23 protein-coding genes are annotated in these 23,633 nt (G+C 54.4%); 13 read left to right on the top strand and 10 right to left on the bottom strand.

Annotated features, from left to right (window positions below; all coding sequences use genetic code 11):
* Positions 1-75 precede the first annotated feature (75 nt).
* The 5 genes from THEAM_RS09650 to THEAM_RS04870 are packed head-to-tail and all read right to left on the bottom strand — an operon-like array spanning position 76 to position 4,366.
* On the bottom strand, positions 76-213 hold the full coding sequence (locus THEAM_RS09650; RefSeq protein ID WP_013537724.1) for a hypothetical protein: 138 nt from the start codon (positions 211-213) through the stop codon (positions 76-78).
* Positions 210-1,325, bottom strand: coding sequence for an aminofutalosine synthase MqnE (gene mqnE / locus THEAM_RS04885; RefSeq protein WP_013537723.1), 1,116 nt, complete (start codon positions 1,323-1,325; stop codon positions 210-212). The genes THEAM_RS09650 and mqnE (THEAM_RS04885) overlap by 4 nt, the downstream gene beginning before the upstream one ends.
* Before the next feature lie 8 nt (positions 1,326-1,333).
* A complete protein-coding gene (gene mqnE / locus THEAM_RS04880; protein ID WP_013537722.1) occupies positions 1,334-2,446 on the bottom strand; it encodes an aminofutalosine synthase MqnE in 1,113 nt (370 codons plus the stop codon).
* Positions 2,421-2,858, bottom strand: coding sequence for a metal-dependent transcriptional regulator (locus tag THEAM_RS04875; RefSeq protein WP_013537721.1), 438 nt, complete (start codon positions 2,856-2,858; stop codon positions 2,421-2,423). Before THEAM_RS04875 ends, mqnE (THEAM_RS04880) begins: the two co-directional genes overlap by 26 nt.
* A 59-nt stretch (positions 2,859-2,917) precedes the next feature.
* Positions 2,918-4,366, bottom strand: a complete 1,449-nt coding sequence (locus tag THEAM_RS04870; protein WP_013537720.1) for an FAD-dependent oxidoreductase — start codon at positions 4,364-4,366, stop codon at positions 2,918-2,920.
* A 181-nt stretch (positions 4,367-4,547) separates the two neighbouring features.
* Here THEAM_RS04870 and THEAM_RS04865 point away from each other — a divergent pair, with 181 nt between their 5' ends.
* The 4 genes from THEAM_RS04865 to THEAM_RS04850 all read left to right on the top strand — a co-directional run bounded on the left by THEAM_RS04865 (position 4,548) and on the right by THEAM_RS04850 (position 10,818).
* Complete coding sequence (locus THEAM_RS04865) at positions 4,548-4,943, top strand: hypothetical protein (RefSeq protein ID WP_013537719.1); 396 nt, start codon at positions 4,548-4,550, stop codon at positions 4,941-4,943.
* Between the two features lie 18 nt (positions 4,944-4,961).
* Positions 4,962-8,486 carry a cytochrome c3 family protein gene (locus THEAM_RS04860; protein ID WP_013537718.1) on the top strand — a complete coding sequence of 1,175 codons (3,525 nt, stop codon included), beginning with the start codon at positions 4,962-4,964 and terminating at the stop codon, positions 8,484-8,486.
* Between the two features lie 102 nt (positions 8,487-8,588).
* Complete coding sequence (locus THEAM_RS04855; protein ID WP_013537717.1) at positions 8,589-9,572, top strand: ADP-ribosylglycohydrolase family protein; 984 nt, start codon at positions 8,589-8,591, stop codon at positions 9,570-9,572.
* Between the two features lies 1 nt (position 9,573).
* Positions 9,574-10,818: a peptidyl-prolyl cis-trans isomerase gene (locus THEAM_RS04850; RefSeq protein WP_013537716.1), complete on the top strand. Its 1,245-nt coding sequence runs from the start codon at positions 9,574-9,576 to the stop codon at positions 10,816-10,818.
* Here the strand turns inward: THEAM_RS04850 and THEAM_RS04845 are convergent.
* Complete coding sequence (locus THEAM_RS04845; RefSeq protein ID WP_013537715.1) at positions 10,786-11,997, bottom strand: M16 family metallopeptidase; 1,212 nt, start codon at positions 11,995-11,997, stop codon at positions 10,786-10,788. The two genes, THEAM_RS04850 and THEAM_RS04845, sit on opposite strands and share 33 nt — an antisense overlap.
* Positions 11,998-12,101: 104 nt before the next feature.
* Positions 12,102-12,857 carry a PAN/Apple domain-containing protein gene (locus tag THEAM_RS04840; RefSeq protein WP_013537714.1) on the bottom strand — a complete coding sequence of 252 codons (756 nt, stop codon included), beginning with the start codon at positions 12,855-12,857 and terminating at the stop codon, positions 12,102-12,104.
* A 161-nt stretch (positions 12,858-13,018) separates the two neighbouring features.
* On the opposite strand from THEAM_RS04840, the gene murD reads away from it, so the two are divergent.
* Genes murD through THEAM_RS04810 form a run of 6 tightly spaced genes read left to right on the top strand, consistent with a single transcriptional unit; the run spans position 13,019 to position 18,429 of the window.
* On the top strand, positions 13,019-14,260 hold the full coding sequence (gene murD, locus THEAM_RS04835; RefSeq protein WP_013537713.1) for a UDP-N-acetylmuramoyl-L-alanine--D-glutamate ligase: 1,242 nt from the start codon (positions 13,019-13,021) through the stop codon (positions 14,258-14,260).
* On the top strand, positions 14,257-15,414 hold the full coding sequence (locus THEAM_RS04830) for an FtsW/RodA/SpoVE family cell cycle protein (protein ID WP_013537712.1): 1,158 nt from the start codon (positions 14,257-14,259) through the stop codon (positions 15,412-15,414). Before murD ends, THEAM_RS04830 begins: the two co-directional genes overlap by 4 nt.
* A complete protein-coding gene (gene murG / locus THEAM_RS04825) occupies positions 15,411-16,505 on the top strand; it encodes an undecaprenyldiphospho-muramoylpentapeptide beta-N-acetylglucosaminyltransferase (protein WP_013537711.1) in 1,095 nt (364 codons plus the stop codon). Before THEAM_RS04830 ends, murG begins: the two co-directional genes overlap by 4 nt.
* Positions 16,492-17,007, top strand: coding sequence for an SMC-Scp complex subunit ScpB (scpB, locus tag THEAM_RS04820; protein WP_013537710.1), 516 nt, complete (start codon positions 16,492-16,494; stop codon positions 17,005-17,007). Before murG ends, scpB begins: the two co-directional genes overlap by 14 nt.
* The gene (locus THEAM_RS04815; RefSeq protein ID WP_013537709.1) at positions 17,000-17,854 is read left to right on the top strand and encodes a cytidylate kinase-like family protein; all 855 of its coding nucleotides are present in this window, start codon (positions 17,000-17,002) and stop codon (positions 17,852-17,854) included. Before scpB ends, THEAM_RS04815 begins: the two co-directional genes overlap by 8 nt.
* The gene (locus THEAM_RS04810) at positions 17,854-18,429 is read left to right on the top strand and encodes a nicotinamidase (protein ID WP_013537708.1); all 576 of its coding nucleotides are present in this window, start codon (positions 17,854-17,856) and stop codon (positions 18,427-18,429) included. The genes THEAM_RS04815 and THEAM_RS04810 overlap by 1 nt, the downstream gene beginning before the upstream one ends.
* A gap of 13 nt (positions 18,430-18,442) precedes the next feature.
* Here the strand turns inward: THEAM_RS04810 and ftsZ are convergent, their stop codons facing one another.
* Complete coding sequence (gene ftsZ / locus THEAM_RS04805) at positions 18,443-19,531, bottom strand: cell division protein FtsZ (RefSeq protein ID WP_013537707.1); 1,089 nt, start codon at positions 19,529-19,531, stop codon at positions 18,443-18,445.
* A 64-nt stretch (positions 19,532-19,595) separates the two neighbouring features.
* On the opposite strand from ftsZ, the gene THEAM_RS04800 reads away from it, so the two are divergent.
* Complete coding sequence (locus THEAM_RS04800) at positions 19,596-20,609, top strand: DUF1786 domain-containing protein (protein ID WP_013537706.1); 1,014 nt, start codon at positions 19,596-19,598, stop codon at positions 20,607-20,609.
* On the opposite strand, the gene THEAM_RS04795 is transcribed toward THEAM_RS04800, so the two are convergent.
* Together THEAM_RS04795 and THEAM_RS04790 are read right to left on the bottom strand one after the other, a co-directional pair.
* Positions 20,531-21,259 carry a helix-turn-helix domain-containing protein gene (locus tag THEAM_RS04795; RefSeq protein ID WP_013537705.1) on the bottom strand — a complete coding sequence of 243 codons (729 nt, stop codon included), beginning with the start codon at positions 21,257-21,259 and terminating at the stop codon, positions 20,531-20,533. The genes THEAM_RS04800 and THEAM_RS04795 overlap by 79 nt on opposite strands.
* Positions 21,260-21,371: 112 nt before the next feature.
* A complete protein-coding gene (locus THEAM_RS04790) occupies positions 21,372-21,785 on the bottom strand; it encodes a hypothetical protein (RefSeq protein ID WP_013537704.1) in 414 nt (137 codons plus the stop codon).
* Between the two features lie 286 nt (positions 21,786-22,071).
* On the opposite strand from THEAM_RS04790, the gene THEAM_RS04785 reads away from it, so the two are divergent.
* Both THEAM_RS04785 and THEAM_RS04780 read left to right on the top strand, forming a co-directional pair.
* Positions 22,072-22,887, top strand: a complete 816-nt coding sequence (locus THEAM_RS04785) for a tyrosine-type recombinase/integrase (RefSeq protein ID WP_013537703.1) — start codon at positions 22,072-22,074, stop codon at positions 22,885-22,887.
* A gap of 68 nt (positions 22,888-22,955) precedes the next feature.
* Positions 22,956-23,633 carry a hypothetical protein gene (locus THEAM_RS04780; protein ID WP_013537702.1) on the top strand — a complete coding sequence of 226 codons (678 nt, stop codon included), beginning with the start codon at positions 22,956-22,958 and terminating at the stop codon, positions 23,631-23,633.

Here is a 23,633-nt window from a genome sequence, read left to right as displayed (position 1 = left end):
ACCATAAAATTTTACGATATTAGGGTGAACAACCCAAGAACCGGCGCTCCCCCTCCCTCCAACGCCAAACCCCAACTAACGCTCTTTCAGGTTTTTCTCTTCCTGGGCTTTTTTCTCTTTCAGAGTGTGCTTCCAGGCAAGAACCGCAAAAGAGAGGGGTAACAAAATGGCGATGACGGTACAAATAATTCCCAGTATAGTGTTCTCGCTCATAGTGCTACCTCCTCGTAAACCTGTATGATGTTGTAAAGGGTATCCCTCTCAACGGGAACTTTTCCCGCCTCTTTTATCAGCCTTACAAGCCTCTCTTTCGGAATGAACTGACCGGCCCTTGCACCGGCAGCCTGTGTAATATCCTCTTCGGTAACGGTACCATCTATATCGTCGGCACCGAACTGCAGAGCAATCTGGGCAACCTTCTCTCCGAGCATAATCCAGTAAGCCTTCACGTGGGGGAAGTTATCGAGGAGAAGCCTTGAAACTGCTATGGTTCTAAGTTCATCGAAGCCGGTGGTGTAGTTGGCTCCCGGAATTTCGGTGTTCTTAGGGTGGAAGGCAAGGGGAATAAAGGTCATAAAGCCGCCGGTTTCGTCTTGCGCTTCCCTGAGGCGCAGGAGGTGGTCTACCCTGTCTTCAACGCTCTCTATATGACCAAAGAGCATAGTGGCGTTGCTCCTTATGCCGAGCCTGTGGGCGGTTTTGTGGATTTCAAGGTACTCTCTGGCCGAGATTTTATCCGGGCAGATTTTTGACCTCACAGACTCGGCAAATATCTCGCCTCCACCTCCCGGTATTGAGCCAAGGCCCGCTTCAATCAGTTCTATAAGGGTCTCCTCTACGCTTTTGCCCCCGAGCTCGGATATGTACTTTATCTCCTCGGCGGTGTAGGCTTTTATGTGGATATCGGGGAAGGCTTCCTTTACGGCCCTTACGATATCTATGTAGTAGCTGTAGTTCCAGTCGGGGTGGAGGCCTCCAACTATGTGAACCTCGGTAAGGCCGGGGTTCTGCCTTTTGTACTCCTCTATTTTCTTCAGAATCTGGTCTATTGTTAGCTCGTAGGCGCCGTTTTCCCCTTTTCTCTTCCTGAAGGCACAGAATTTACAGGTTCCAACGCAGATATTAGTGGGAGTAACGTGGAGGTTAACATTAAAGTAGGCAAAGGGGCCGTTTTTCTTCTCTGCAACGTAGTTGGCAAGGTAGCCAAGGGTGTGAATGTCGTGGGTTTTGAAGAGCTTCACACCGTCTTCAAAGGAGAGTCGCCTACCGCTCAGCACCTTTTCTGCTATGGGCCAAAGCTCTCTATCTCTGATTTGAAGCTCCATAGTCACCTCTACTGGTAAACTCTGATAACGTTGTAAAGGGTATCTCTCTCAACGGGTAGTTTTCCCGCCTCCTTTATGAGTTTTATGAGCCTCTCTTTGGGCATGTAGGAGCCGCCGGAAGCTCCGGCAGAGCGGGTTATGGTCTCCTCAACGACGGTTCCGTCGAGGTCGTTTACGCCGAAGTGAAGGGAGACCTGGGCAAGCTTCTCGCCGAGGGTTATCCAGAAGGCCCTTACGTGGCGGAAGTTATCGAGCAACAGCCTTGCAACGGCAAGCATTTTGAGGTCGTCGAACCCGGTGGTGAAGTTCCCTCCCAGCTGGGTGTTTTTTGGCTGGTAGGCAAAGGAGATGAAGGCCATGAAGCCGCCGGTTCTGTCTTGAAGCTCCCTGAGCCTTAGAAGGTGCTCTACACGCTCCTCTACCGTTTCTATATGGCCGTAAAGGATGGAGGCGTTGCTCCTTATACCGAGCTTGTGGGCCGTTTCGTGGATTTCAAGGTACCTCTCGGCCGAGAGCTTCTCCGGGCAGAGCTTCTCCCTCACCCTCCCGCTGAAGACTTCCGCGCCTCCGCCCGGAAGGGCGTCGAGCCCGCACTCTATCAGCTCCTTCAGGACCTCCTCGGGCTCCAGCCCCTCCTTCCTGCAGAGGTAGTCAACTTCTTCAGCAGTAAGGGCCTGTATTTTGGCCCTCGGTTTTAGTCTTTTGATTGTTTTTAAGAATTCCTTTATCTCCTTTAGCCCCCAGTCGGGGTGGAGCCCGCTTACAACGTGGATTTCGGAAACTTCCGGAGTTTCAAGGAGCTTCCTCTCAAGCTCCTCTACGGTGAGTTGGTAAGCGCCCTTTTCCCCCTTCCTCTTCCTGAAGGCACAGAATTTACAGGTTCCAACGCAGATATTGGTAAGGTTAACGTGCCGGTTAACGGTAAAGTAGACAACGCTACCGTTAACTCTCCTATTGGCAAAGTCGGCAAGCCTCCCGAGGGACAGGAGGTCGTGGGTTTTAAAGAGCTTCACACCGTCTTCAAAGGAGAGCCTCTGACCGGCCTCAACTTTCTCTGCGACGGGTAGGAGCTCTCTATCTTCAACGAGCTCAGGGTTAAGAATCGACTGTGTCTGAACCATTACCGTCTCCGAAAGGGTCTATTCCGCGTTCTTTCAGGTACTCTGTAAGCTTTTCAATCCGCTCAACGGTTTCGGATGAGAGGTGGTGCTCCATGAGGCACCCTTCCCTCTCTGCAACTTCCTTCGGGAGTTTCAGAACGTCTTTCAGGAAGGTTATAAGCGCCCTGTGTTTCCTGTAGAGCTTCTGGGCGTACTCCCTGCCCTTCTTGGTGGTCCTAACGTAGCCGTAACTCTCATAGAGAACGTAACCCTTCTTGGAGAGCCGCTTCAGAACCTCGCTCACGGTGGGCATCTTAACGCCGCGGGCCTGGGCTATCTCTTTAACCCGGGCAACACGCTTTTGGGACTCGAGCAGGTATATGGTTTCCAGGTAGTCTTCGAGTCTCGGGGCGAGCTTCTCCTCCTTTTCCATCCCTGAAGGTGCCTCCATCTATTTGAGACTTAATATATTCCTCATATTGTTAAGTTTCACTAACTCCTTACGCTCTGGCCGCAGTGCTCGCAGAGGGAGGCCTCGGAGCAGATGAACCCGCAACTCTTAGCGCCCTTCGGCTTCTCCCTATAGAAATCCTCGTCGAACCAGCACCTTAGGCCCAGGCCGAGCTTCCGGGCCACAGCGACGGCGGTCTGCCTTGCCCTTGAAACGGCCTCGATGAAAGTGGTCATACCCGTGGCGGCGTCTCCGGTGATGAAGCTGTTCTCGGAGGAGAGCCCGCCGATGAGCTCTCTATCTACTTCAAAGCCTACGGCGGGAACGAGGTAGTCGTAGTCTGAACTACCGCAGCTGAAAATCAGCCGTTTGCCCTCTGCCCCCTTAAACTCGCAGCCGGTGTAGAGGTTAACCCCCTCGGAGATGGCGGCCCGAACTTCCGCCTCTTGAGCCTTTACGCTCTCCCTCCTCCCCCTGTAGAGAACGTCGACCTCTGCTCCGAGCCGCCTTGCAAGCCTTGCAACGTCGAAGGCAGTGTCGCCCGCCCCTACAACGGCAACTCTCTTACCCTTTAGCTTTGGAGGCTCCCTGAGGAACTTCAGGGGAGTCAGAAAGGAGCCGGTGTAGCCGGCGGGGTTGAAGCTCTTTTCAACCTGGGCCCCCACGGCAACCACGTAGGCATCGAAATTCTCAGGAAGCGAGCGGACCTCCACCCCGAGGTGAACTTTAATGTTCTCAAAAGAGGTAAAGAGCTTCAGCTCCTTGCGGGCAAGCTCAAAGTCGAGCTTAAAGTCGGGGATGTAGTTTAGAAGGCCGCCCAGCTGCTCTTCCTTCTCAAAAATCTCAACCTCAACGCCTATGGAGGCCAGGTAGTAGGCGGCGGTAATTCCGGCAAGCCCTCCGCCTATCACCGCGACTTTACGGCCTGCGGGAGGGAAAAAGGGTGACCTTTTAACGACTTCAACTTCTGAAAGGAGCCTCTCGCCTACCCGGCGGTGGAGCTCCTTTATCTTAAGGGGCCTGCCGGGCAGGACCCCGCAGACCGACTCACAAGGTGCAGGGCAGAGCCGCCCCAGAATATAGGGGAAGGGAGATTTGACGCAGAAGGCGGCATAGCTTTCGTGGATTTTCCCCTCCTGGGCGAAGCTCAAAAAGGCGGGGACGGCAACGGAGGCGGGGCAGCGGTCCTCACAGGGGGAGGTTTCGCGGGAAGCTCCCCTTTTGGCATCGAGGGCCTGAAGGCCGTAGAGAAGCCCCTGGGCGGCAAGTAGCGTAACCGTCCCGTAGTTGAGCCCTTTCCCCACAAGGTAGAGGTAGTAGAGGGGAAACAGCCCTATAACCGAGAAGGCAACTCCGGCAGAGAGCCTTCCCTGGTACACTTGGCCCAGGCCCGGAAAGAGGAGCGACAGCCTAAAGGCCCTCGCCCTCTTTACCCTCCTCTTCCAGAGAACCCGGGCCAACTTCCTGTCGGCATCGAACACTTTAACCATCTTTATTGCTCCCGTCTTGGCAAATTATAGCTTTCCTCTTTAGATGGACGGCTCACTTCTAATATAAAAACCCCGGAATCAACAGTTGATAATAGAAATTTTATTATTTCATAATCTGCTTTGACATTTAGAAAATAAGAGATATACTAAATTAGGAATTGTAAATTAGGGGAGGTGAAGTATGGTTAAACGGCGCTGGAAGACAACTCTCTCAATTTCTTCGGCCTTCCTAATGGGACTAACCCTCCAGGCGCAGGCCCACGGACCGGTTACACTCAAGGACATCAACGGAAACCCCATCTCCCAAACCCTAAACGCCACAGATTCCATAACAATCGGGGGGACAACCTACTACGCAGGTAACCCGGTAAGCTGGGAGGTAACCTGCGGCTCCTGCCACTCCGATGTAACGGGAGACGTTAAAGGGGGGCTCCACTCTCCCGGCCCGATTCACGCAACCTACCACGTAGGCCGGGGCTGGGACGAGATGGCCGATGACTTCGGCGCCAACAGGGTTCGCGAAGGTAAAGACTGGCGTAAGTTCCTGAGGTCCTTCGGCGACGACGGCGCGTGGTGACCCCCTTCATACCGCCAGTTGGCGGCAAAGCACCCTGCAGACGACCCCGGACTCGCCCCCGACATTAACAACGGCATAGATTTCCGCGGAAACGTAAAATACGCAATGGATATGGGAACACCCGACAAGGTGTTCACCTGTGCATCCTGCCACTCGGGCGGAATTCACGCCTTCGACAGGGACAGCGGCAAACGCCACGACGAGGCCGAAACCTGGGACGACGCTACCGACGGCACAGGCTTTTTCTCTAAGGCCTCCTACACCGACGACCAGGTAGACGGAGACCTCTTCTCCTACACGGCCGACGAGTACTCGAGGGGCTACATAGGAATGCCCCACAAGTTCAACTGGAAGAAGTCGGGGGTTCTCGATACCGACTGCTTCCTCTGCCACGCCGACAGGAGCGCTGCCGAGAACGACAACCTCGTGGTTGAAAGTGCCATCCACTTGTCCGACAACGGAACTGTTGAGTGGAAAGCCCTCAACCCGACTCCGGCAAACCCGAGGGTTTTCGTCTTCGTTAAGAAGGACCCCAACGGCCACGTAGTAGAGATTTCCATGGGCTTCCCTCCCCAGCTCAGCTCTCAGGAGGCCCAGGCCGGCTACACGATAGACTCGGCGGCCTTCTACTCGGACCCGCTTGAGAGGCTGGTGGCTATTTACTACCAGAACGTTATTCAGGACTGCCTGCTGAATTCCGGCCTCGACCTCTCAGACCAGCAGCTTGTAATGAAGGCCCAGAGCCTCACGATTGCGGTTATTGCCGGCGCCCTCAGACACGGACAAACCAGCGGGTTTACGGTTCCCTACTCGAAGCTCGGCGGTACCGATTACACCTACAACGGCAACGGGCTTTCGGGATTCTTCAGCCAGTTCTACCTGGACCCCGGAGCTCCCAACTTCTCTGCAAGGGACTACCTGCGTAACGCCTTCTTTGAGTCTACGGCAGACAAGGAGGGGCAACCCTACGTTGGTGCCGGCTTTATGATGAGGGCAACCTCCCTCAGCGACAACTACACCTACTCGCCGGGCGACCCAAACGTTCCCTTTGTAACTCTGGCAAGGGCCGGACACTTCTTCGGCTGGGCCGCAACGGGAACTCTTATGGGGGTTGCAGACCCCAACGACCCGACCAAGCCCCTTGCCTTTGTAAGGCTTATAAAGCAGCCCGACGGAACCTTTAAGGCCGTAGCCTACTACGCTTCTGATGTAGACCTGGACAACGTTCAGTTGCCGGTGCTGGAAACGGATAACCACTACACGCTGGCCGGACCCGACGCCGCCTCTGCAGACGGCGTTAAGGTTACCCACGCCGGCGACAAGGATAAAGACCTGGGCCTCATGTGTGCCCAGTGCCACTTTGCCATCCCCGATACAGAAAACAGGTGGTCCGACCCCAGCGGACAATCCCACCCCTCTTGGTACGTGAGGAGGGGTATCATAGGTTTGGGGGCCGACGTTGTTAAGCGTGGCGCCGTTTACGCTCCGGACGAGAGCCAGAACGATAACTCCGTGGCTCCCATAGCCATGGACTCCTCGGGTGAAATCAACACCGACCCGACGAACACCCAGGGACTTCCCGCCGGCTACGACGTTCACTTTGCCAAAGACGGCGGCAATTTAACGTGCCTGTCGTGTCACGGTCAGGATAACCTCCCCGAAGAGGTCAGGGAGCACCACAACCCCCACAACTTCCTCAAGGGTAACGACCCGGCCGGTGAGGTTATGCCGGCGCTGGACTACAACCCGCCCGTTCAGACCTGTGTGAAGTGCCACTGGGGTTCTGAAGCTGCAGCCGCAGATGCCCACAAGTCTAAGTTCGGGCCCGCTGCCGGAGCCCACATCTCGAAAATCATGTGTCAGGTGTGCCACATTCCCTACAAAACTTACTGGAGCTTCCGCTTCTTCGACGACACCCTGGGCTACTCCAACAACTTCGATAACCGTTTCATGAGCGCAAACTCTACAACTTTCCAGGTTCAGCAGTTCCCGCCCGAGTGGGCAATACCGGCGTTTGCTCCCACTCCAACCTACGGTATCAACTACTCCTACGTGATAGCCCAAACCGACGATGCGGGTAACGACAAAGTTCTCCCCATAGGCCAGATAGATATGGACCCCTTCAGGGCCCTTATGAGGGTCGGCAATACGATGTTCGGCAACTGGGAGATTAAGCCGGGTAACTTCCCGTGGCGCTGGGCTCCCGTGATTATCAAGCGCTGGACGGTAGACGACAGCGGTAACCCGGTTCTCAAGGCGGGGCTCATCAACCCGATTCAGGTTGCAACCTGGGTAGACGCCGCAACCGGAAGGGCTCTCTTCATCAGGGAGATGAACATGGCCTTCGACGGCGTTGCCTACGACGCAAACGGCAACCCGCTGGGAAGGTCTACGATAGACCCGGAAGCTCCCGACAAGAGCGTTCCCGGCCTTACGATAGACCCCAACACCGGCAAGATTGCGATTAAGCTCCACTGGGTAGAGGGCAATCCCGGAGGCTACCTCAACTACATAGACGACGATGACGGCGACGGCAGGCCGGAAATCAGCAACGACGCCGAGTACGAGGCGGTTAAGGCGGCCCTTAAACAGGTGCTCGATAAGGAAGACCCGGACCATCCCCACAACCCGGTTATCATGTTCTTCATGGCTCCCTTCGGGGTTGACCACGGCGTTCTGCCGGCAAGTTACGCCCTCGGCTCTAAGAGCTCCGGTCCGCTCTCCTGTGACGCCTGCCACAGCGCCGACGAGAGCCAGAACAGGCTGAGCCCGGCAGTTATGAGCGGCGACCCGACCGCCGGAAGAGAGGTAACCCTTATTCCCTTTGGCTTCTCTCCGGAGGCCATCTCCGAGTCTAAGGCGGCCGGTATGTGGAAGCTTCCGGCAGGAGCCGAGGTTAAAGACGGAAAAATCGTTGTGACTCAGGGAGCTCTCCTTAACGTCACTTCCGTTCCGGTAGAGAGCAAGGAGTACGCCGCCTTCTACCTGGTTACTCCCGACGGCAAGGTTACGGGTCCGGTTTCCGAAGACGTCCAGATATCGGCACCTGTGGGAGCCGTTGATACCCCAACTTCCGTTAAGGTAGAGAAAGTAGAGAACGCCTCCATTGAGGAGTCGGCCCTTGAGGCGGCTAAATCCATGGGGGTATCAACTCCCGTTCTGGCCACCGAAGTTCTCGACATCCACACCAAGACGAACCGCTTTAACGCCCCCGTTACGTTCACGATTAAGTACGACCCCGAGAAGGTTAAAGACAGGGTGGTTGTTCTTGCCAGCGAAGACGGCAAGAACTGGACTAAGGTGGCCGACTTCGGCGTAGACCCCAACAACCCCTTCGTTACGTTTGCCCGTCAGAACCTCAGCTACTTTGCAATAGTCGGAACCGCTGCCACCTCTACCTCTGCAACCACCTCTTCTGCCGGAGGGGGCGGAGGCTGTTCTCTTGCGGCCTCTACGCCTGCACCGTCCGGTATCGCCTCTTTCCTCTCCATGTTTGCAGGTCTTCTCGGTCTGTTTGTCGGAAGGAGGAAGAGGAGGTCCTAAGCTCTGCTGGGGGCCTCCCCCCCTTTCCCCCTCCTTGTCCGTCTCCTTTAAGGGCATTAAGTATTAGTCTGTCTCAACTCTGTTAGTATGTTCGGAGGTTGTATGGAGCTTCTCAAAGAGAAGGTAAAGGGAGCGGTTTTCGGTGCGGTAATCGGGGATGCGCTGGGAACGCTCGTTGAGGAGATGGACGGGGAGACGGTGAAGAGGGCCTACGGAGGGCCGATACTCGGCTTCAGGGAGCCTTCACCCCTTGCGGTGTGTCCGCACCTGGGGAAGGGGTGTTACTCCCACGAGTCTCAAATTTTCCTTATGGCCTTAAAGGTTTACGCCGAACGGGGTTACTTCGACGAGTCTTACTACGTGGAGCTCCTTGTCGACTGGGTAAAGAGGGAGAGGGAGCACAGGTATCCGTCGGGGGCCCACGTTAACGCCGCCCTCTCCTACGGTGCAGGGCTTGAAAGCGTGGAAGCCCAGGTTAAGGCAACGGACATAGACGGCGCAGTTCCGGCCCTTGCGGCCGGCCTCTTCAGGTGGGACAGCAGCGACGACGCCTACCAGGAGGGGGCCTACGTGGCCTCTATAACCCACGGAGACCCGATTCTGACCGACACGGCCGGAGTTCTCGCCGTTGCGGCCTCGGAGGTTGTAGGGGGTAGGGTCTCTTTTGAGACGGAGGAAGACCGTTTGGGGTTCATAGACGTTTTAAGGGAGTTTGCCCAAACCGAAACGGTAAAGGCGTACCTTGACCTGCTGCTGCAGGTGCTCAGGAAGGGAAGCTTAAAGCCGGACGAGGTTGCAGTTGTTCTTGGTAACGGCTCTTTCGCTCCGGAGGCCTTTGCAAGCGGCCTTTACTTTGCCCTTTCCAACTACCGCTCTTTCAGGATGGGCGTTCTCTCGGCCGTTAACAGTTACGGAGAGTTCGGCGGCGATACAGACGCCGTAGCCTTTGTGACCGGAGGGATTTTAGGGGGGTACTTGGGGTTTGGCTCGATTCCCGAGAGCTGGGTTAAGGAGCTGGAGGGAAGGAAGGAGATAGAGCTTCTCACCGAGAAGTTCTTAGAGAGGATAACGTCTTACGGAGGTTAGCGTGAGGAAGCTACTTGTGGCAGCCGTTTTGTTCTTTGCCCCGGCTGCGTTTTCCGGCACCTGCCCGCCGGATGAACCGCTGCTGAAGGTCGACGGCAGAACCGTTAACTACTCCTACTTTGAGTTTGTGGAGTCGAGGCTCCCCAAGTGGGCCCTTAGGCGGTTTTACAGCGGGCTTTCGGGGAGGGAGAAGCTCCTGGAGAAGATAGGTCAGAGGCAGCTGATACTCACCTACTACGAGAAGAGGGGCTACTTTAACGACCCTGTTGTTAAGAGAAGGCTCGAGAAGTTTAAAATCGACGAGCTTATCTCCATGCTCGTCAATAAAAGGCTCTCTGAGGTAAAAGTATCCCCGGAAGAGGTTGAGAAAGCCCTTGAGAAGTACCCGCCCAAGGAGAGGGCGAGGCTCAGGAAGTTTGTGGAGATAAACATAAAGGCCCACAAGTTTGAGGATGCGGAGAGGAAGCTCTACTCCGGGGCGATGAGGGGGGTGAAAATCGTTAACCTCCACCCTGAAAAAGAGGGCGACGTTGTGGCCGTTTACCCGGGAGGGAAGGTAACTTACGGGGAGCTTCAACCCCTCCTCAACGGTTCGAGCTCTGCCGAGGCGCTAAAGAGGGCCGTTAGGGACTACATGCTCTACCTGAAGGCAAAGGCCCAGGGGCTTGACAGAACCGAGAAGTTCAAAAACGAACTCCTCTACTACAAGGAGTCCTTTGCCGTTAAGGCTTTTGAGTCTGAAATAGCCTCCCAAGTAAAGGTCTCCGACGACGAGGTTAAGCGCTACTACAGGGAGCACAAGCAGGAGTTCAGAACACCCGAGAGGGCAAAGGTTACCGTTTACCCCTTTGAGAGCGAGGAGGCCGCCAAAGAGGCATTGCAGAAGCTGAAGAAGGGGATTCCGCCGGCAAAGGCGATTCCCAAAGAGGTTTTCTCCCGGGGAAGGGTTGTTGAGGTGGAGGAGGGGCAGAACAACCCCGTTGCCCAGCTCGTTTTCACGGAGAAGGGGAAGAAGCTCTACCTCCTCAACGTGCCGAGCGGTAAAACCCTACTCGTTGTCCTCGACAGGTTCGTTCCCTCGAGGGTTTTGGGCTACGGAGACGTTTACACAACCATAAAGAACAGGCTGAAGGTGGAGAAGGAGCGCAGGCTGGTAAAGAGGAAGCTGGAAGAGCTTAAAAAAGAGTTCGGCGTAAAGGCCCTGAGGGGTGCTTTAGTCTGCTTGGGGAGTGAGAAGTCCGATTAAGGGCTCTTCCGTCAGGAAGGAGATTTTCTCCCTGAAGGTGTTGATATCTGCTGCTTCAAGGTCTTTGAAGAAGTCTGTAAAGTAGCCGGGGTCGCCCAGAACGGTTACGGCGTAGCCGATGGCGTCGGCCTCGGCCTCACCCGACTCCCTGCCGAAGAGCTCTCCCTTCTTCAGCTTCTCCTTCGCAAGTCGAAACTCGGATTCCGAAACCCGCTCTACAAGGTTTTTGAGGAGTTTTTTCAGCTCCTCTACGGCTCTTTCGGGGTTTTCGGTTGCCATCGAAACGGTAAAGTTTGAGCCGAACAGGAGGTTCTGGTAGTTTGAGGAGGCGGAGAAGACCACTCCCCTTTCCCGAAGCTCCCTGTAGAGGAGTGCCGAGCGCCCCGATGAGAGCATAGAGTCGAGAATCTCGAAGTAGATGTCGTGTCGGCCGCACGGGGGGAGCTTCCACCCCAGAGCCACGTAGGGGAACGAAACAGTTGGGTGGCTAAGGGCAAACCTCGCGGCGGCGGTGTCGGCAGGTTCGGGCTCGGGCTCGGTTACCGGCTCTCCCTTTTTCTCTGCACAGAAGAGCCCGCTGAGCCTGCTCTTTACCTCCTCCGGGCGGAAGTTACCCACAACAACCAGGCCCATCCGTTCGGGCGTATAGAGTCTGTTGTAAAAGCTCTGAAGGAGCTCGGGGGTGAATGACGAAACGGTGTCGGGGTATCCCAAAATGGGGTGCCTGTAGGGGGCCTTCCTGTAAAGCTCCATCAGGAAGCGCTCCGAGAAGAGCTCGTGGGGGTTATCCCGGCTTCTTGCTATCTCCTCGAGGACTATCGGGCGCTCCTTCTCAACGGCCCTTTCGGAGATAACCGGCCGCAGGACAAGCTCTGAAATCAGCTCCAGGGCCCGCAGGGTGTACCTGCCGGGGAGGTTTATATAGTAGTAAGTGTAGTCGTAAGAGGTTGCGGCGTTGAGCTCGCCTCCCAGCCTCTCAACTTCGGCGTCTATCTGGCCGGGGGCAAGGTTTTCGCTCTCTGTAAAGATTACGTGCTCGAGGAAGTGGGCCGCCCCCCGCTCCCTATCTGTTTCGTAGGCCGCCCCGGCTTTAACCCACAGAACAACGGTGGTTGAGAAGAGGTCTTCTCTCTCCTTAAGGCAGACCTTCAGGCCGTTTTCCAGCGTAAACAGCTCCATTGCTCTCTCCGGGGGTTGATTTGGGAAATTTAACATAAGTGGAAAAAAGGGCCGCCAGAAAACGGACGGCCCTCGGGCAGAGGTGCCCAAGGTGGGGGGATTCCTCAGTCGTTAGGGACCAGTTTAATCCAGTCTATAAAGATGTACTGGTAGAACCATCCCTTCCTACAGCCCAGGAGGTCTACCGTTACCGTTTGGCCGGCGTAGCTATCGAGGGGAACTTTCACCACCCGCCACCTGCTCCCGCTTACGGTCTTCGACAGCACTACCTTGCCGTTAACGGCAACCTTTAAAAGGTAACTCGAATTTACGTTTCCCGCCGTTCTGATTTCAAGCGTTGCCCCATTTTCGGGGACTTTAAAGGTTCCCTCAACAACGGCTGGGTCGACCTTCGTAACCGGGTAGAGGTAGAGAACCCCTTGGGCGCCTTCGGGGGGAACTGCGTCTCCTATGGCTTCGGCCTTCTCCTTCCAGCCGAAGTGCTGGTTGCTGTTGGGGATTTTGTGGGGATTACAGAGGACAACTTTAAAGGTTTTTCCCCAGCTTTCGGGTATCCGGGTGTCCATAAACGGGTACAGATAGGCGGGTTTTATCCCCGACGTGCTACCTTTTCGGGGAAGCGGCTCGGGAACGTCGAACTGTAGGGAGCACACGTTTTCGCTTACGCTCCAGGCGAGGCAGCCGTTGTTCTGGTAGCACAGCTGTTTGCACCGGTTGATGCCGTCGGCTCCGGGAGAGACTGTAAAGCGGGCCAGCGTGTACCCCGTTCTTGCCGTGTTTTTCAGCTCAAGGGGGTAGCCAAGGGCTGTAGAGGAGAGAAGTACTGCTACTGCAATGGCTTTTAGTCCTTCCTTTATCACTCTCTTTCCCCCTAAAGGGTTTCCCCGGCTTGTTGTTGTTTCTTTGACTAAATTTTAGGTCTTATCGGACTAAATGGTTGAATCACAAATCACACTTCTCCCTTGATTTTCCGCTCTGCTGGCCCGATAATAACTAAGCTGTTAACGGTTGGGAGAGCGGTGTGAGAGTTCTGGTTTTCGGAAGGGGAAAGAGCGGTTTGGGGGCGGCGAAGCTCCTTGAAAGGCTCGGAATAGAGCCGCTCCTTTACAGCGATGGAGAGCCCGAACCCGAGCTCTCCGGGATTGCCGCGGTTGTGAAGTCTCCCGGCGTTCCGCCCCGCAACCCGTTACTCGAGAAGGCGAAAAGGGCTGGGATTCCCGTCTACGGTGAGGTTGAGCTGGGGTATCGGTTCTCTTCCGGGAGCTTCATCTCCGTAACGGGCACAAACGGCAAGAGCACAACAACGGCGGTTATATACCACGCCCTTAAGCTGAGCGGCAGGGAGAGCTTCATAGGGGGAAACTACGGAATCCCCCTAAGCACCTTTGCCCTCGATACAACCGAGGAGAGCTTCACCGCCCTGGAGCTCTCCTCTTTCCAGATAGAGGACCTTACCTCCTTCAGAAGCCGTGTTTCGGTCTTCTTGAACGTTACTCCCGACCACCTCAACCGCTACTCCTCTTTCGAGGAGTACAGGGAGGCAAAACTGCGCCTTTTAGATTTCAGCGACTGTGCAGTTGTGAACGGAGACGACCCCTCCTTCAAGCACTTAAAAGGAAAGCTCGGTATCTACACCTTCTCGGTATCTACAGACTCGGGCGCAGATGCAAGGGTCGAGGGAGAGCTTCTCGTTTTCAGTGGCTACAGAATTCCCTACAGGGAGCTTCCCCTCAAAGGAATTCACAACTTAGAGAACTACCTTGCAGCCCTTGTTGCCCTTGCCGTTGTGGGGCTGAGTGAAGAGGAGATTTACGAAGGCTTCAAAGCCTTTAAGGGGCTTCCCCACAGGTGTGAGGTGGTCGGCAGGAAGGGCGGGGTGGTTTTCGTTAACGACTCAAAGGCCACCAACCCGGACGCAATGAAAAAGGCCCTCGAGAGCTTCCGCTCCGTTGTTCTCATAGCCGGCGGTAGCGACAAGGGCCTCGACTTTAAAGAGCTAAAACCCCTTGTAAAGAGCAGGGTAAAGGCCCTTGTTGCAATCGGAGAGACGGCGGGGAAGCTTGTTGAGACTTTCAAAGAGGAGACCTACGTTCTAACGGCCTCCTCTATGGAAGAGGCCGTTGAGAGGGCCTACGCCCTTGCCGGCGACGAGGGAGTAGTACTCCTTTCTCCCGGCTGTGCGAGCTTCGATATGTTCAAGAACTTCCAGGAGAGGGGAGAGAGGTTCAGGGAGGCCGTTAAAAGACTTACGGAGGAAACGTGAACAGGAGACTTGCCGCCTGGGCTCTGTTTATCATTGCCCTGCTGCTTTCGGTAGCAGGCGTTATATTCGTTTACACCGGCAGCTACTTCTGGTGTTTAAAACACGGAATGGCCCCCTACAGGTACGCCCTTAAACAGGGATTTGCCCTTCTTCTTGGGGTAGTAGCTGCTCTCGGCGTATACAAGTTCGCCGACTACAGGAAGATGGCCACCAAGAAGTACCTGTGGCTCCTTTACGGGGCCGCAAACCTCCTGCTGGTGGCGGTTTTGCTCTTCGGCAGGGAGATAAACAACTCAAAGAGCTGGATAGTGGTCGGCGGAATCTCGTTTCAGCCGGCCGAGCTTGCCAAGGTGCTTGTGATACTGTTTGTTGCCGGCTACCTTCAGTACAAGTGGAGCGACATTCAGAACAACTGGAGGGTGTTTGTAGGCTTCATGTTCCTTGCCTTCTTCCCGGTTTTCCTGATACTGGCCGAGAAAGACCTGGGCTCTGCGATGATTCTCTCGATAGTCATATTCGCCATCCTGTTCGTAACCGGGCTCAGTATGAGGTACATAGCGGCCCCGCTGCTTCTGGGGTTCTTAACCTTCGTTGTTGCCGTTGTTACCGCCCCCTACAGGCTTGCCAGGATAAAGATTCTCCTCCACCCTAAGGACTACTACAGGGTTCCCGGTAAGTACGACAGCTACCAGCTGGTTCAAGCCTTCGTGGCCTTTGCAAAGGGCGGGCTCACCGGAATGGGTATAGGCCAGGGAACCCAGTCTAAGCTGATGTTCCTTACCTTCTCCTTTAGCGACTTTATGTTTGCCCACATAGCCGAAGAAACTGGCGCAGTGGGAGCGGGCCTTGTTATGCTTGCGTACCTGTTGATTCTCTACCTGGGGCTCTCCATAGCCGACAGGAGCGACGAAAGGGTGGGGCGCTCTATGGCCATAGGCCTTACCCTCTACCTCTTCCTCGAGGCGGCCGTTCACATAGGGGTGAACTTGGGAGTTGTTCCCACAACCGGTATAACCCTGCCCTTTATGAGTATGGGGGGAACGTCGCTGATTGCAAGTTTTCTGGCGGTCGGTTTTTTGATGAACATTGCGAAGCTTCTGCCGGCCGAGTCTAAGGTGAAAATTGAGATGGTTGAAAGGGGAAGGTACGCGTGAGGGTTGTTCTCTCCGGAGGGGGAACGGGAGGCCACTACTTCCCGGCGCTTGCCGTCGGCAGGGAACTCCAGAGGCGTGGGCACAGGGTCTTCTTCGTAGGCTCTAAGGGGAGAATAGAGGAGCGGCTAAACGACTTCCCCGCCGAGGAACGGGTTTACCTGCCGGTTGCCGCCTTTTCGGGTAAGGGGTTGAAGGGGCTCGTTGCTCCTTTCACGGTTTCTGCCGCCGCTTTAAAGCTGCTGAAGCTCTTTAAGAGGTGGCGGCCCGATAGGGTCGTTGTTTTCGGGGGGTACGCGTCGATGCCTGCCGGCCTGGCGGCCGTCTTAAGCGGCACTCCCCTTTTCCTTCAGGAGCAGAACAGCGTTCCCGGAAGGAGTTTAAGGCTACTCTCCCGCTTTGCGGGTAAGGCCTTTCTCGGCTTCCCCGATGCCCGAAAGAGCCTACGGTGCAGCTGCGTTTTCTCCGGGAACCCCGTAAGAGAGGAGGTTGTAGAGGCGGCCGAAAGCAAAGGGAAGGTGGGGACCCGTTTTTTAAAAAGGGTCGGGTTGAGCCCCGAGCTTCCCACCCTCCTCATTGTGGGAGGGAGTCAGGGGGCCCTGTGGCTGAACGAAACGGCCCTGAAGGCTTTGCCCCTTATTAGGGGGAAGTTCCAGGTTATCCACGTTACGGGGCCGGGAAAGGGTAGAGATAGGGCCGAGAAGCTCTACAGGGAGAGGGGAATACCCGCTTTCGTTACCGAGTTCTACGGCAAGGTATGGGAGCTCTACGCCGCTGCCGACGCTGCCGTTTCGAGGGCCGGTGCCCTTGCGCTTGCGGAGCTTTCCCTCTTCGGGATTCCCACCCTTTTGGTTCCCTTCCCCTTTGCAACAGACGACCACCAGTTTAAAAACGGTGCCTTTTACGCCGAGCGGGGAGCGGCCATCTTGAGGAGGCAGGAAGAGCTTCCCCCCGAAGAGTTTGCCCGAATTGTAGCCAGGCTCCTATTTGATAGAATAGAGAGGGAAAGGCTAAGGAAGAACTTCCTTTCCCTTTCAAGGCCTGAGGCTACCGAGCTGATAGTCGGAGAGCTTGAGTTAAATGGAGAGAACTAAAAGACTCATAGAGGCCGCCCTCTTTCTGGCTCAGGAGCCCGTTTCTGCCGGGGAGCTTTCGGAGAAGCTTAACCTGCCCCTCTTGGAGGTTGAGAGGGCCCTGAGGGAGCTCCTTTCCGAGTACGAGGGCAGGGGGATTGTGCTGAGGGAGGTTGCCGGAGGGTACAGGTTCTTCACCGCCCCCGACCTTGCCCCGGCCGTTAAGGAGTTCGTTAAAGAGCGGCCCGTGAAGCTCTCGAGACACCTGCTTGAGGTTTTGGCCATAATAGCCTACAACCAGCCGATAACCAGGAAGGAGATTGCCCAGATAAGGGGGCAGAACCCCGACGGGGCGATTCGCTCCCTCCTTGAGAAGGGGCTCATAGAGGTGGCCGGCAGGGCGAAGGGGCCCGGGAGGCCGAAGCTCTACAGAACAACCAAGGAGTTCCTCTACCACTTTAGGCTCGCCTCCCTTGCAGACCTGCCCGAAATAGAGCTTGAACAAGAGGTGAAAGGTGGATAGGGCCGAAGAGGCTGTGGAGCTTCTCTACGAAGATGAAGAGCTTGCCCTGTGCTGCGACAAGCTGCTTCCCAAGCTTGAGGAGCTCTTCGTAAGGCTCGATAAAACCCTCCCGGACTTTGTAGATTCCGACTACTTTGTTGAACTGGCCCAGAGAATAAGGTTAAATTTACTTTCAGACGAAGAATACAGAGAGAGAATGCTGGAGGGAAAGATGGGAGTTGTTACGGTGACCTATCAGCTGGGGTCCCTCGGGCTCGAGGTTGCCCGTGCAGTTGCCGAGAAGCTCGGCTACAGGTTGGTCTACTCCGAAATCCTGCAGGAGGTGGCAAAGAGGCTCGGGGTTCCCGAGTGGAAGATAGAGGAGTTCAACGAGTTCAAGTACGTGCCGTCGAAGCTCTCCTTCTTCGACCTCTTTCAGCTGGACAAGGACTTCATAGACTTCGGGGCCATATTCGGCGAGAAGAAGAAGGAGATAACCTTTGAGGACTTCAGAGAGGCCCTTACCAAAACGGTTACCGCCTTTGCCGTTTCCAACAACGTTGTTATAGTTGGGCACGGCGCTGCCTGCATACTCCAGGAGTACCCCAACACCCTTCACCTGAAGGTTGAGGCTCCCTTTGCCGACAGGGTTAAAGTTTTTGCCGAGAAGACGGGAACAACCCTCGACAGGGCCGAAGCTCAGCTCAGGAAGATTGACGAGAAGGAGAGGCAGTTCTACAGGGATGTCTGCGGCAAAGATATAGAGCAGATAGACCTCTTCCACCTGAAGCTGAACACCTCTAAGCTGTCGGTTGACAACGCAACCGAGCTTGCGGTTAACGCCTTTAAGCTGGTAGTGGAGGAGTAGTGTTTAGGCTCGGCAGCAGAGACGCCCTGATAGTTGTAGACATTCAGAACGACTTTATGCCTTGGGGCGCTCTGCCTGTTAATGGGGCAGACTCCATAATTCCGGTTGTTAACAGGTACTTGAAGCTCTTTTCCGAAGCGGGTCTGCCGATTTTCGCAACGAGGGACTGGCACCCCGAAAACCACGTCTCCTTTAAGGAAAACGGGGGAATCTGGCCCCGCCACTGCGTCCAGTGGAGCGAGGGGGCGGCCTTTGCAAAGGGGCTTGAGCTCCCTCCGGAGACTTTCATAATTAACAAGGGAGACAGGCCCGAGCTTGAGGCCTACTCGGGATTTCAGGGGACCCTGCTGGAGCAGCTCCTTCGGGAAAGGGGCGTGAGAAGAGTTTTCGTCTGCGGGGTTGCAACCGACTACTGCGTTAAGAACACCGTTTTAGGCGCTTTGAACTTGGGCTACTCCTGCGTTCTGCTTGCAGACGCGGTTAAGGGGGTTGCCCCGGAAACTACCCGGGAAGCCGTTAACCGGATGCTCGAGGCCGGAGCGGTAGCTCAAACAATGGAAGACCTTGCCCCTTAAGGGGCAAGGTCCCTTATTCGTCCTTCAGAGAATCCAGCAGCGACTTAATGTCGAAGGGGAAGTCGTCTGCGGTCTCTTGGGTTTTCTCGTCGAAAGGTGAGCTCATCTCCTCCTTCATCTCAGAAAAGAGCCTACTGCGGCCTTTCTCGTCGAACCCGGTTGCTATTACGGTCACCTGAAGGTTTTCGTCCATAGAATCGTCTAAGGTAACCCCGAAGAAGAAGTTTGTGTCGTCTCTTTTAGTTCTCTCCCTTATAAGGCCGGCTGCAGCGTAGGCCTCGTCTAAGGTCAGGCTGGGGCCGCCGGTGATGTTTACCAGAATCCTGCTTGCCCCCTCTATCTGGGCGTTCTCAAGGAGGGGGTTGTCTATGGCCTTGCGGGCTGCCGTAAGGGCCCTCTCCTCTCCGCTTGCCTCACCGAGGCCTATAAGGGCGTAGCCGCCGCTCTGGATTACGGTTTTAACGTCTGCAAAGTCCAGGTTTATGAGGCCCGGCCTGGTGATAACTTCCACTATGCCCTTTACGGCGTGGTAAAGGACCATATCGGCCATTTTGAAGCTTTCAACTATGCTGAGCTTCTTCGGGGAAACGGTTATCAGTTTCTGGTTGGGAATCACCATCAGGGTGTCTATGTACTCCCGGAGCTTCTTTATCCCCTCCTCTGCGTAGATGCGGCGCTTCTTGCCCTCAAAATCGAAGGGTTTGGTTACAACTCCAACGGTTAGAATTCCCATATCCTTGGCTATTTTTGCAACAATGGGAGCTGCGCCGGTTCCCGTGCCACCGCCCATGCCGGCGGTTATGAAGACCATATCCGAACCTTCTATAACTTCACGTATTTTTGCCTCGTCTTCTAAGGCGGCCTGCTCGCCGATTTGGGGGTTGCCGCCGGCTCCGAGCCCCTTGGTAAGCTTTTCGCCTATCTGAACCTTTACCGGAACGTTCAGGCTTGTCAGAACTTGAGCGTCGGTGTTTATGGCAACGAACTCCACACCTTCGATTCCCATTTCGAACATTCGGGCTACGGCGTTTCCGCCGCCTCCTCCTACGCCTACTACTTTAATTGTGGGTCCTTGGAAGGTGTCGGTTTCCGGTTCAAACATTTATTAACCTCCTTAAGTGAACAGTTATACTTCTTTTAAAAACTTAATCTCCGAGAGGTGGAGTGTGAAAATTTTACTCGTTGACGTAGGGGCGGGAACTCAGGATTTACTCCTGCCCATTGAGGGTAAGAGTTACGAGAACTGGGTAAAAGCAGTTCTCCCTTCACCTACGGCGAAACTTGCAAAGGCGGTAGATGGGTGGAAAGGCAGCGTAATAAGGTTTAACGGATACACAATGGGAGGAGGCCCCCTGAAAAAAGCCGTTCTGAGGTTCATAAGTAGAGGGGGGCGAGTTGTTGCGACTTTGCCTGCCGCAAAGAGCTTCAGCGACGACCCTAACGAGCTTAAAGAGTGGGGCATAGAGGTTGTTGAAAGCCTTCCCGAGGCCGACTTTACCCTGACAGACCTTGAGTTTGACCTTTACAGAGCTCTCTTTGAAATGGCCGGGGTGGAAGGCGATGGGTTTATTCTTGGAGTGGCCTGTCAGGACCACGGCTTTGAAGAGGGGCAGAGCGACAGGGTTACCCGGTTCAACTACCTAAGGGAGCTCCTTGAGGAGGAGAGGCGGCCCGAGAAGCTCGTTTACAGGGGGCCAACCGGTAAGTTCTCCAGGTTCGACTCTATCCTGGAGCAGCTTAAAGAGAGGGGAGTTGAAGGGTTTGTTATGGACAGTAAACTCGCTGCAGTTGCCGGCGTTCTTCAGGTTGCCAGGGAACAGGGGGTAAAGAGTTTCTTGTGTCTCGACTGCGGAAACGGTCACACCCTTGCGGCGGCTGTGAAAGATGGGGTTATCTGTGCTCTGTTTGAGCACCATACGAGGATGCTCGGTGCTGATAAACTGAAAAACTTTATGGTTAAGCTATTGAAGGGGGAGCTCTCCTTCGAGGAGGTTTTTAACGACGGCGGGCACGGAGCGGTCTGTTTTGAGCCTGTTGAGCCGGAAAAGGTTTACCTTGTGGGCCCCAACAGGAAGAAGTTTAAAGAGCTGGGAGAATACGCTTACCCTTTAGGGGACGCCATGCTGTTTGGTTGTGCAGGGCTTGTAGAGGCCTCAAGGAGCTTGCATTTTATCTCCTGAGCCCGAAGGTAGCCGGACTCTGTTAGGGCAAATAGTTTCTCCTTTGTGGGTTTAACGAGCTTCCTTCTTTTTAGGCTTTTTAGCGTTTTGTAGGTGTGGCTCCTGCTTACCTCGGCTTTCTCTGCTATTTCTGGAGCTTTGCTTCCTTCGGGATATATCGAGAGCAGGTAGAGGAGTATTTTTTCCTGAACGGTTGCGTTTGCTGCCGGTATGCTCGGGTGGGGAAGCTCTATGTTTCTCAGTTCTTTGAGCTTCCCGGGAGCCGCCTCTTCGAGTAGCCGGGTTACCGCCCACTCAAGGGCGGCACTCACAGCTTTTACATCGAGCTCTTGAACTTCGGACTCTTCTGTTGCATGGGCTGCCTTAAAGTTCCTCAACAGAGATATAAACTTAAAACAGTTTATATCTGCTTTAAGTTTTTGGAGGAGGTTGGGGTGGTTCTCGAGTCTGTTGAGCTCCTTTGAAATTTTTAAGCTTGTGTTTAGGGGAGTATACCGGCCTTTGATTAGTGACTGAAGCACTCTTGTTCCTACCTCTACAGCTTTCCCTGCCTCTAAGAGTACTTCTTGAGAGTTGCCCGTGATGAGAGCAGCTTTTACACGTTTGACTCTGTCTATTAGCTTGTTTACTAAAGTGGAGTCCACCTTCATTTACCGGCTAATTTTCTCTCTAGTTCTTCTTCAACGAAGTGAATTCCCAGGGGAGAAATCTGGTAGGTGTTCCTACCTGCCTTTTCGAACCACTGTTTTTAAGAGGTATCCCTTAAAAACCTTTAGGCGGTTTAGGCGGTTTCACCTTGTTGTCCCAGAACTTTTTGAGGTCTTCCGGGGAAATCTCCTTTTTGTTTAGGTATTTGTTCAGGTGGTAAGCTATGATAACGGCTGCTTCGTTCCTCTTTTTAATATCGTACCTCTCCAGAAACTCCCTGATGAGCTTCCTCACTTCCCCTTCCGACAGTGTTCCGGGCTCTGTGGGGTCGGTTGCTTTGTTGAGGGCTTGGGAGTTTTTTTTCGGGTCCGTGTCCGGGGCGGTGTTGCTGTTTTCGGGAGAGAGGATTTCCCTAGCTGCCTCTATTACCTTTTTGAATATGGACTTTACAAAATCGGCATCCCCTTCGATTTCAATTTCTCCTATCCGTACTCTGCAGCTTCCGTTTTTAAGCTCCCTCTCTTCCAAAATGCCTCCTTTAGTTGTTTATTGCATTTTTAGTGAATATATAGTCGGTATTGTTAAATAGCTTTAATTCTAATTAAAGAATCAGAGCTTAATGTGAGGGGAAGCCCTGTTTGCTACTATAACAAATTGACATTTGTTATAGTAAAGGTAGCCGGTTCCGAGCTGAGCCGCCCGGCGGAGGTGATGAAAGGCGCGTTTATATATTTCGTCTGTGATGAAACTGGAGTGTTGTTATACCTGCCGAACCGAAATAGAGCGAATATATCGATGGTAAACGGGAGGAGGCGTGAAGCTATCTGAGGCGGTTGAACTGTTTCTGAACTTTAAGGAGAAAGAGCTCTCTCCACGAACGGTAAAGGAGTATAGAAACGACTTGAACCTGTTCATAAAAACGGTTGGGGACAAAGATGTATCGGCAGTAAAAACCGCCGACCTTATGCTCTTCAGGGGGAGGATGGGCTGTAGCCCTTCCCTCATAAACAGGAGGATATCTGCCCTGAACACCTTCTTCAACTTCCTGGTAGATATGGAGATAATTGATAAAAACCCCGTTAAACCTTCTCTAAGGATAAAGAAGGTCAAACAGAGAGTCCCCGAGGCGCTCACTCCCGAAGAGGTTGAAAAGGTCCTTGAGGCGGCAAGGAAAAGGGGAGAGCGGGATTACCTGATGTTTAAGACCATTCTCTACTGCGGTCTCAGGATATCGGAGCTGCTGTCCCTTACCAAAGAGAGTATAGTGGAGTTTAAAGGGAGGCCGGTCCTCAAAGTTATCGGTAAGGGAGGTAAAGAGCGGTTCATTCCGCTGAGTAGGAGCTTCGCCCGGGAACTCATCAGCTACGCAGAAAGGGTTGAAGGGGAGAAGCTCTTTCCGCTGAGCTACCAAGGGGCTAAGTACATATTCAACAGGGTCAGAGATGAGACGGGCGTTCCCATACACCCCCACAAACTCCGCCACACCTTTGCAACGGTACTGGTAGACAGGGGGGTAGATATAAGGGTCATACAGGCCTTTCTCGGTCACGCCTCTCCGAACACATCGGCAAGGTACGCAAAGGTTCGGGACGAGCTGATGTTCAAAGTTGTAGACTCGGTTTTCGGTTAAACCCCTTCCTTGCTCGGCTCGGGCCCTTTTAGGATAATCTACCGATGAATCGAAATGGGAGTTAGGGTATGAAGAGGTTCTTTATATCGGCAGCGGTAATCGTTTCTCTTTTCGGGCAAGGAGCTTCCGCCGCCGGCGGCGACCCCCTTGAAACGGTGCTATCGGAGCCGGAGAGCTTCTACCGGCAAGCCCTGGAAGACTTCATAGATGTTGCCGCCCGGGATTTTAAATCTGAACCTGTTTCTGTAAACCAGCCGGTTGCCGGCCAGTTGGAGCTCCTCACCCAACTTGCGGGTAGCTACTACCTGTCCGTTAAAGACCTTGAAAGGGCTTACAACCTTGCGGTTAAAAAGGGGGTTGAAGGGGCGTTTGCCGTTTTGAAAGAGTGCGTTGAGAACGACCTGAAAGACCCCGATGAAATTTTGCTCTTCGGCGAGATAACGGCAAACCTGAAAGGAGTGTGCGGCCGCCGGGTTTACAGGTTCGCCGCCGAGAACGCAAAGAGGTTCATGAGGGAGGCCCTCCAGGAGTGTAACCTGCTGAAGTACAGCCCCCTGATGGACTCGTTTTTAAAAGATGAGAGGTGCAGCTCGGTCCTCTACTACTACCCTTCTCAGGTTGAAGGGGTTCTCTTCGGCTTTCTGAAGAAGGAGGAGAAGCGCCTCTACTCCGACCCCTCCACCTGGCGAACCCCAAGGTTAAGGGCTATACTTGGAGTATTGAAGCGAAACGGGCTTCTTTACTAA

This window comes from Thermovibrio ammonificans HB-1, from assembly GCF_000185805.1.
In the GTDB taxonomy this organism is placed as follows: domain Bacteria; phylum Aquificota; class Aquificia; order Desulfurobacteriales; family Desulfurobacteriaceae; genus Thermovibrio; species Thermovibrio ammonificans.
Note: the sequence above shows the minus strand (reverse complement) of the source record. Positions and strands in the feature narration are given on the sequence as shown.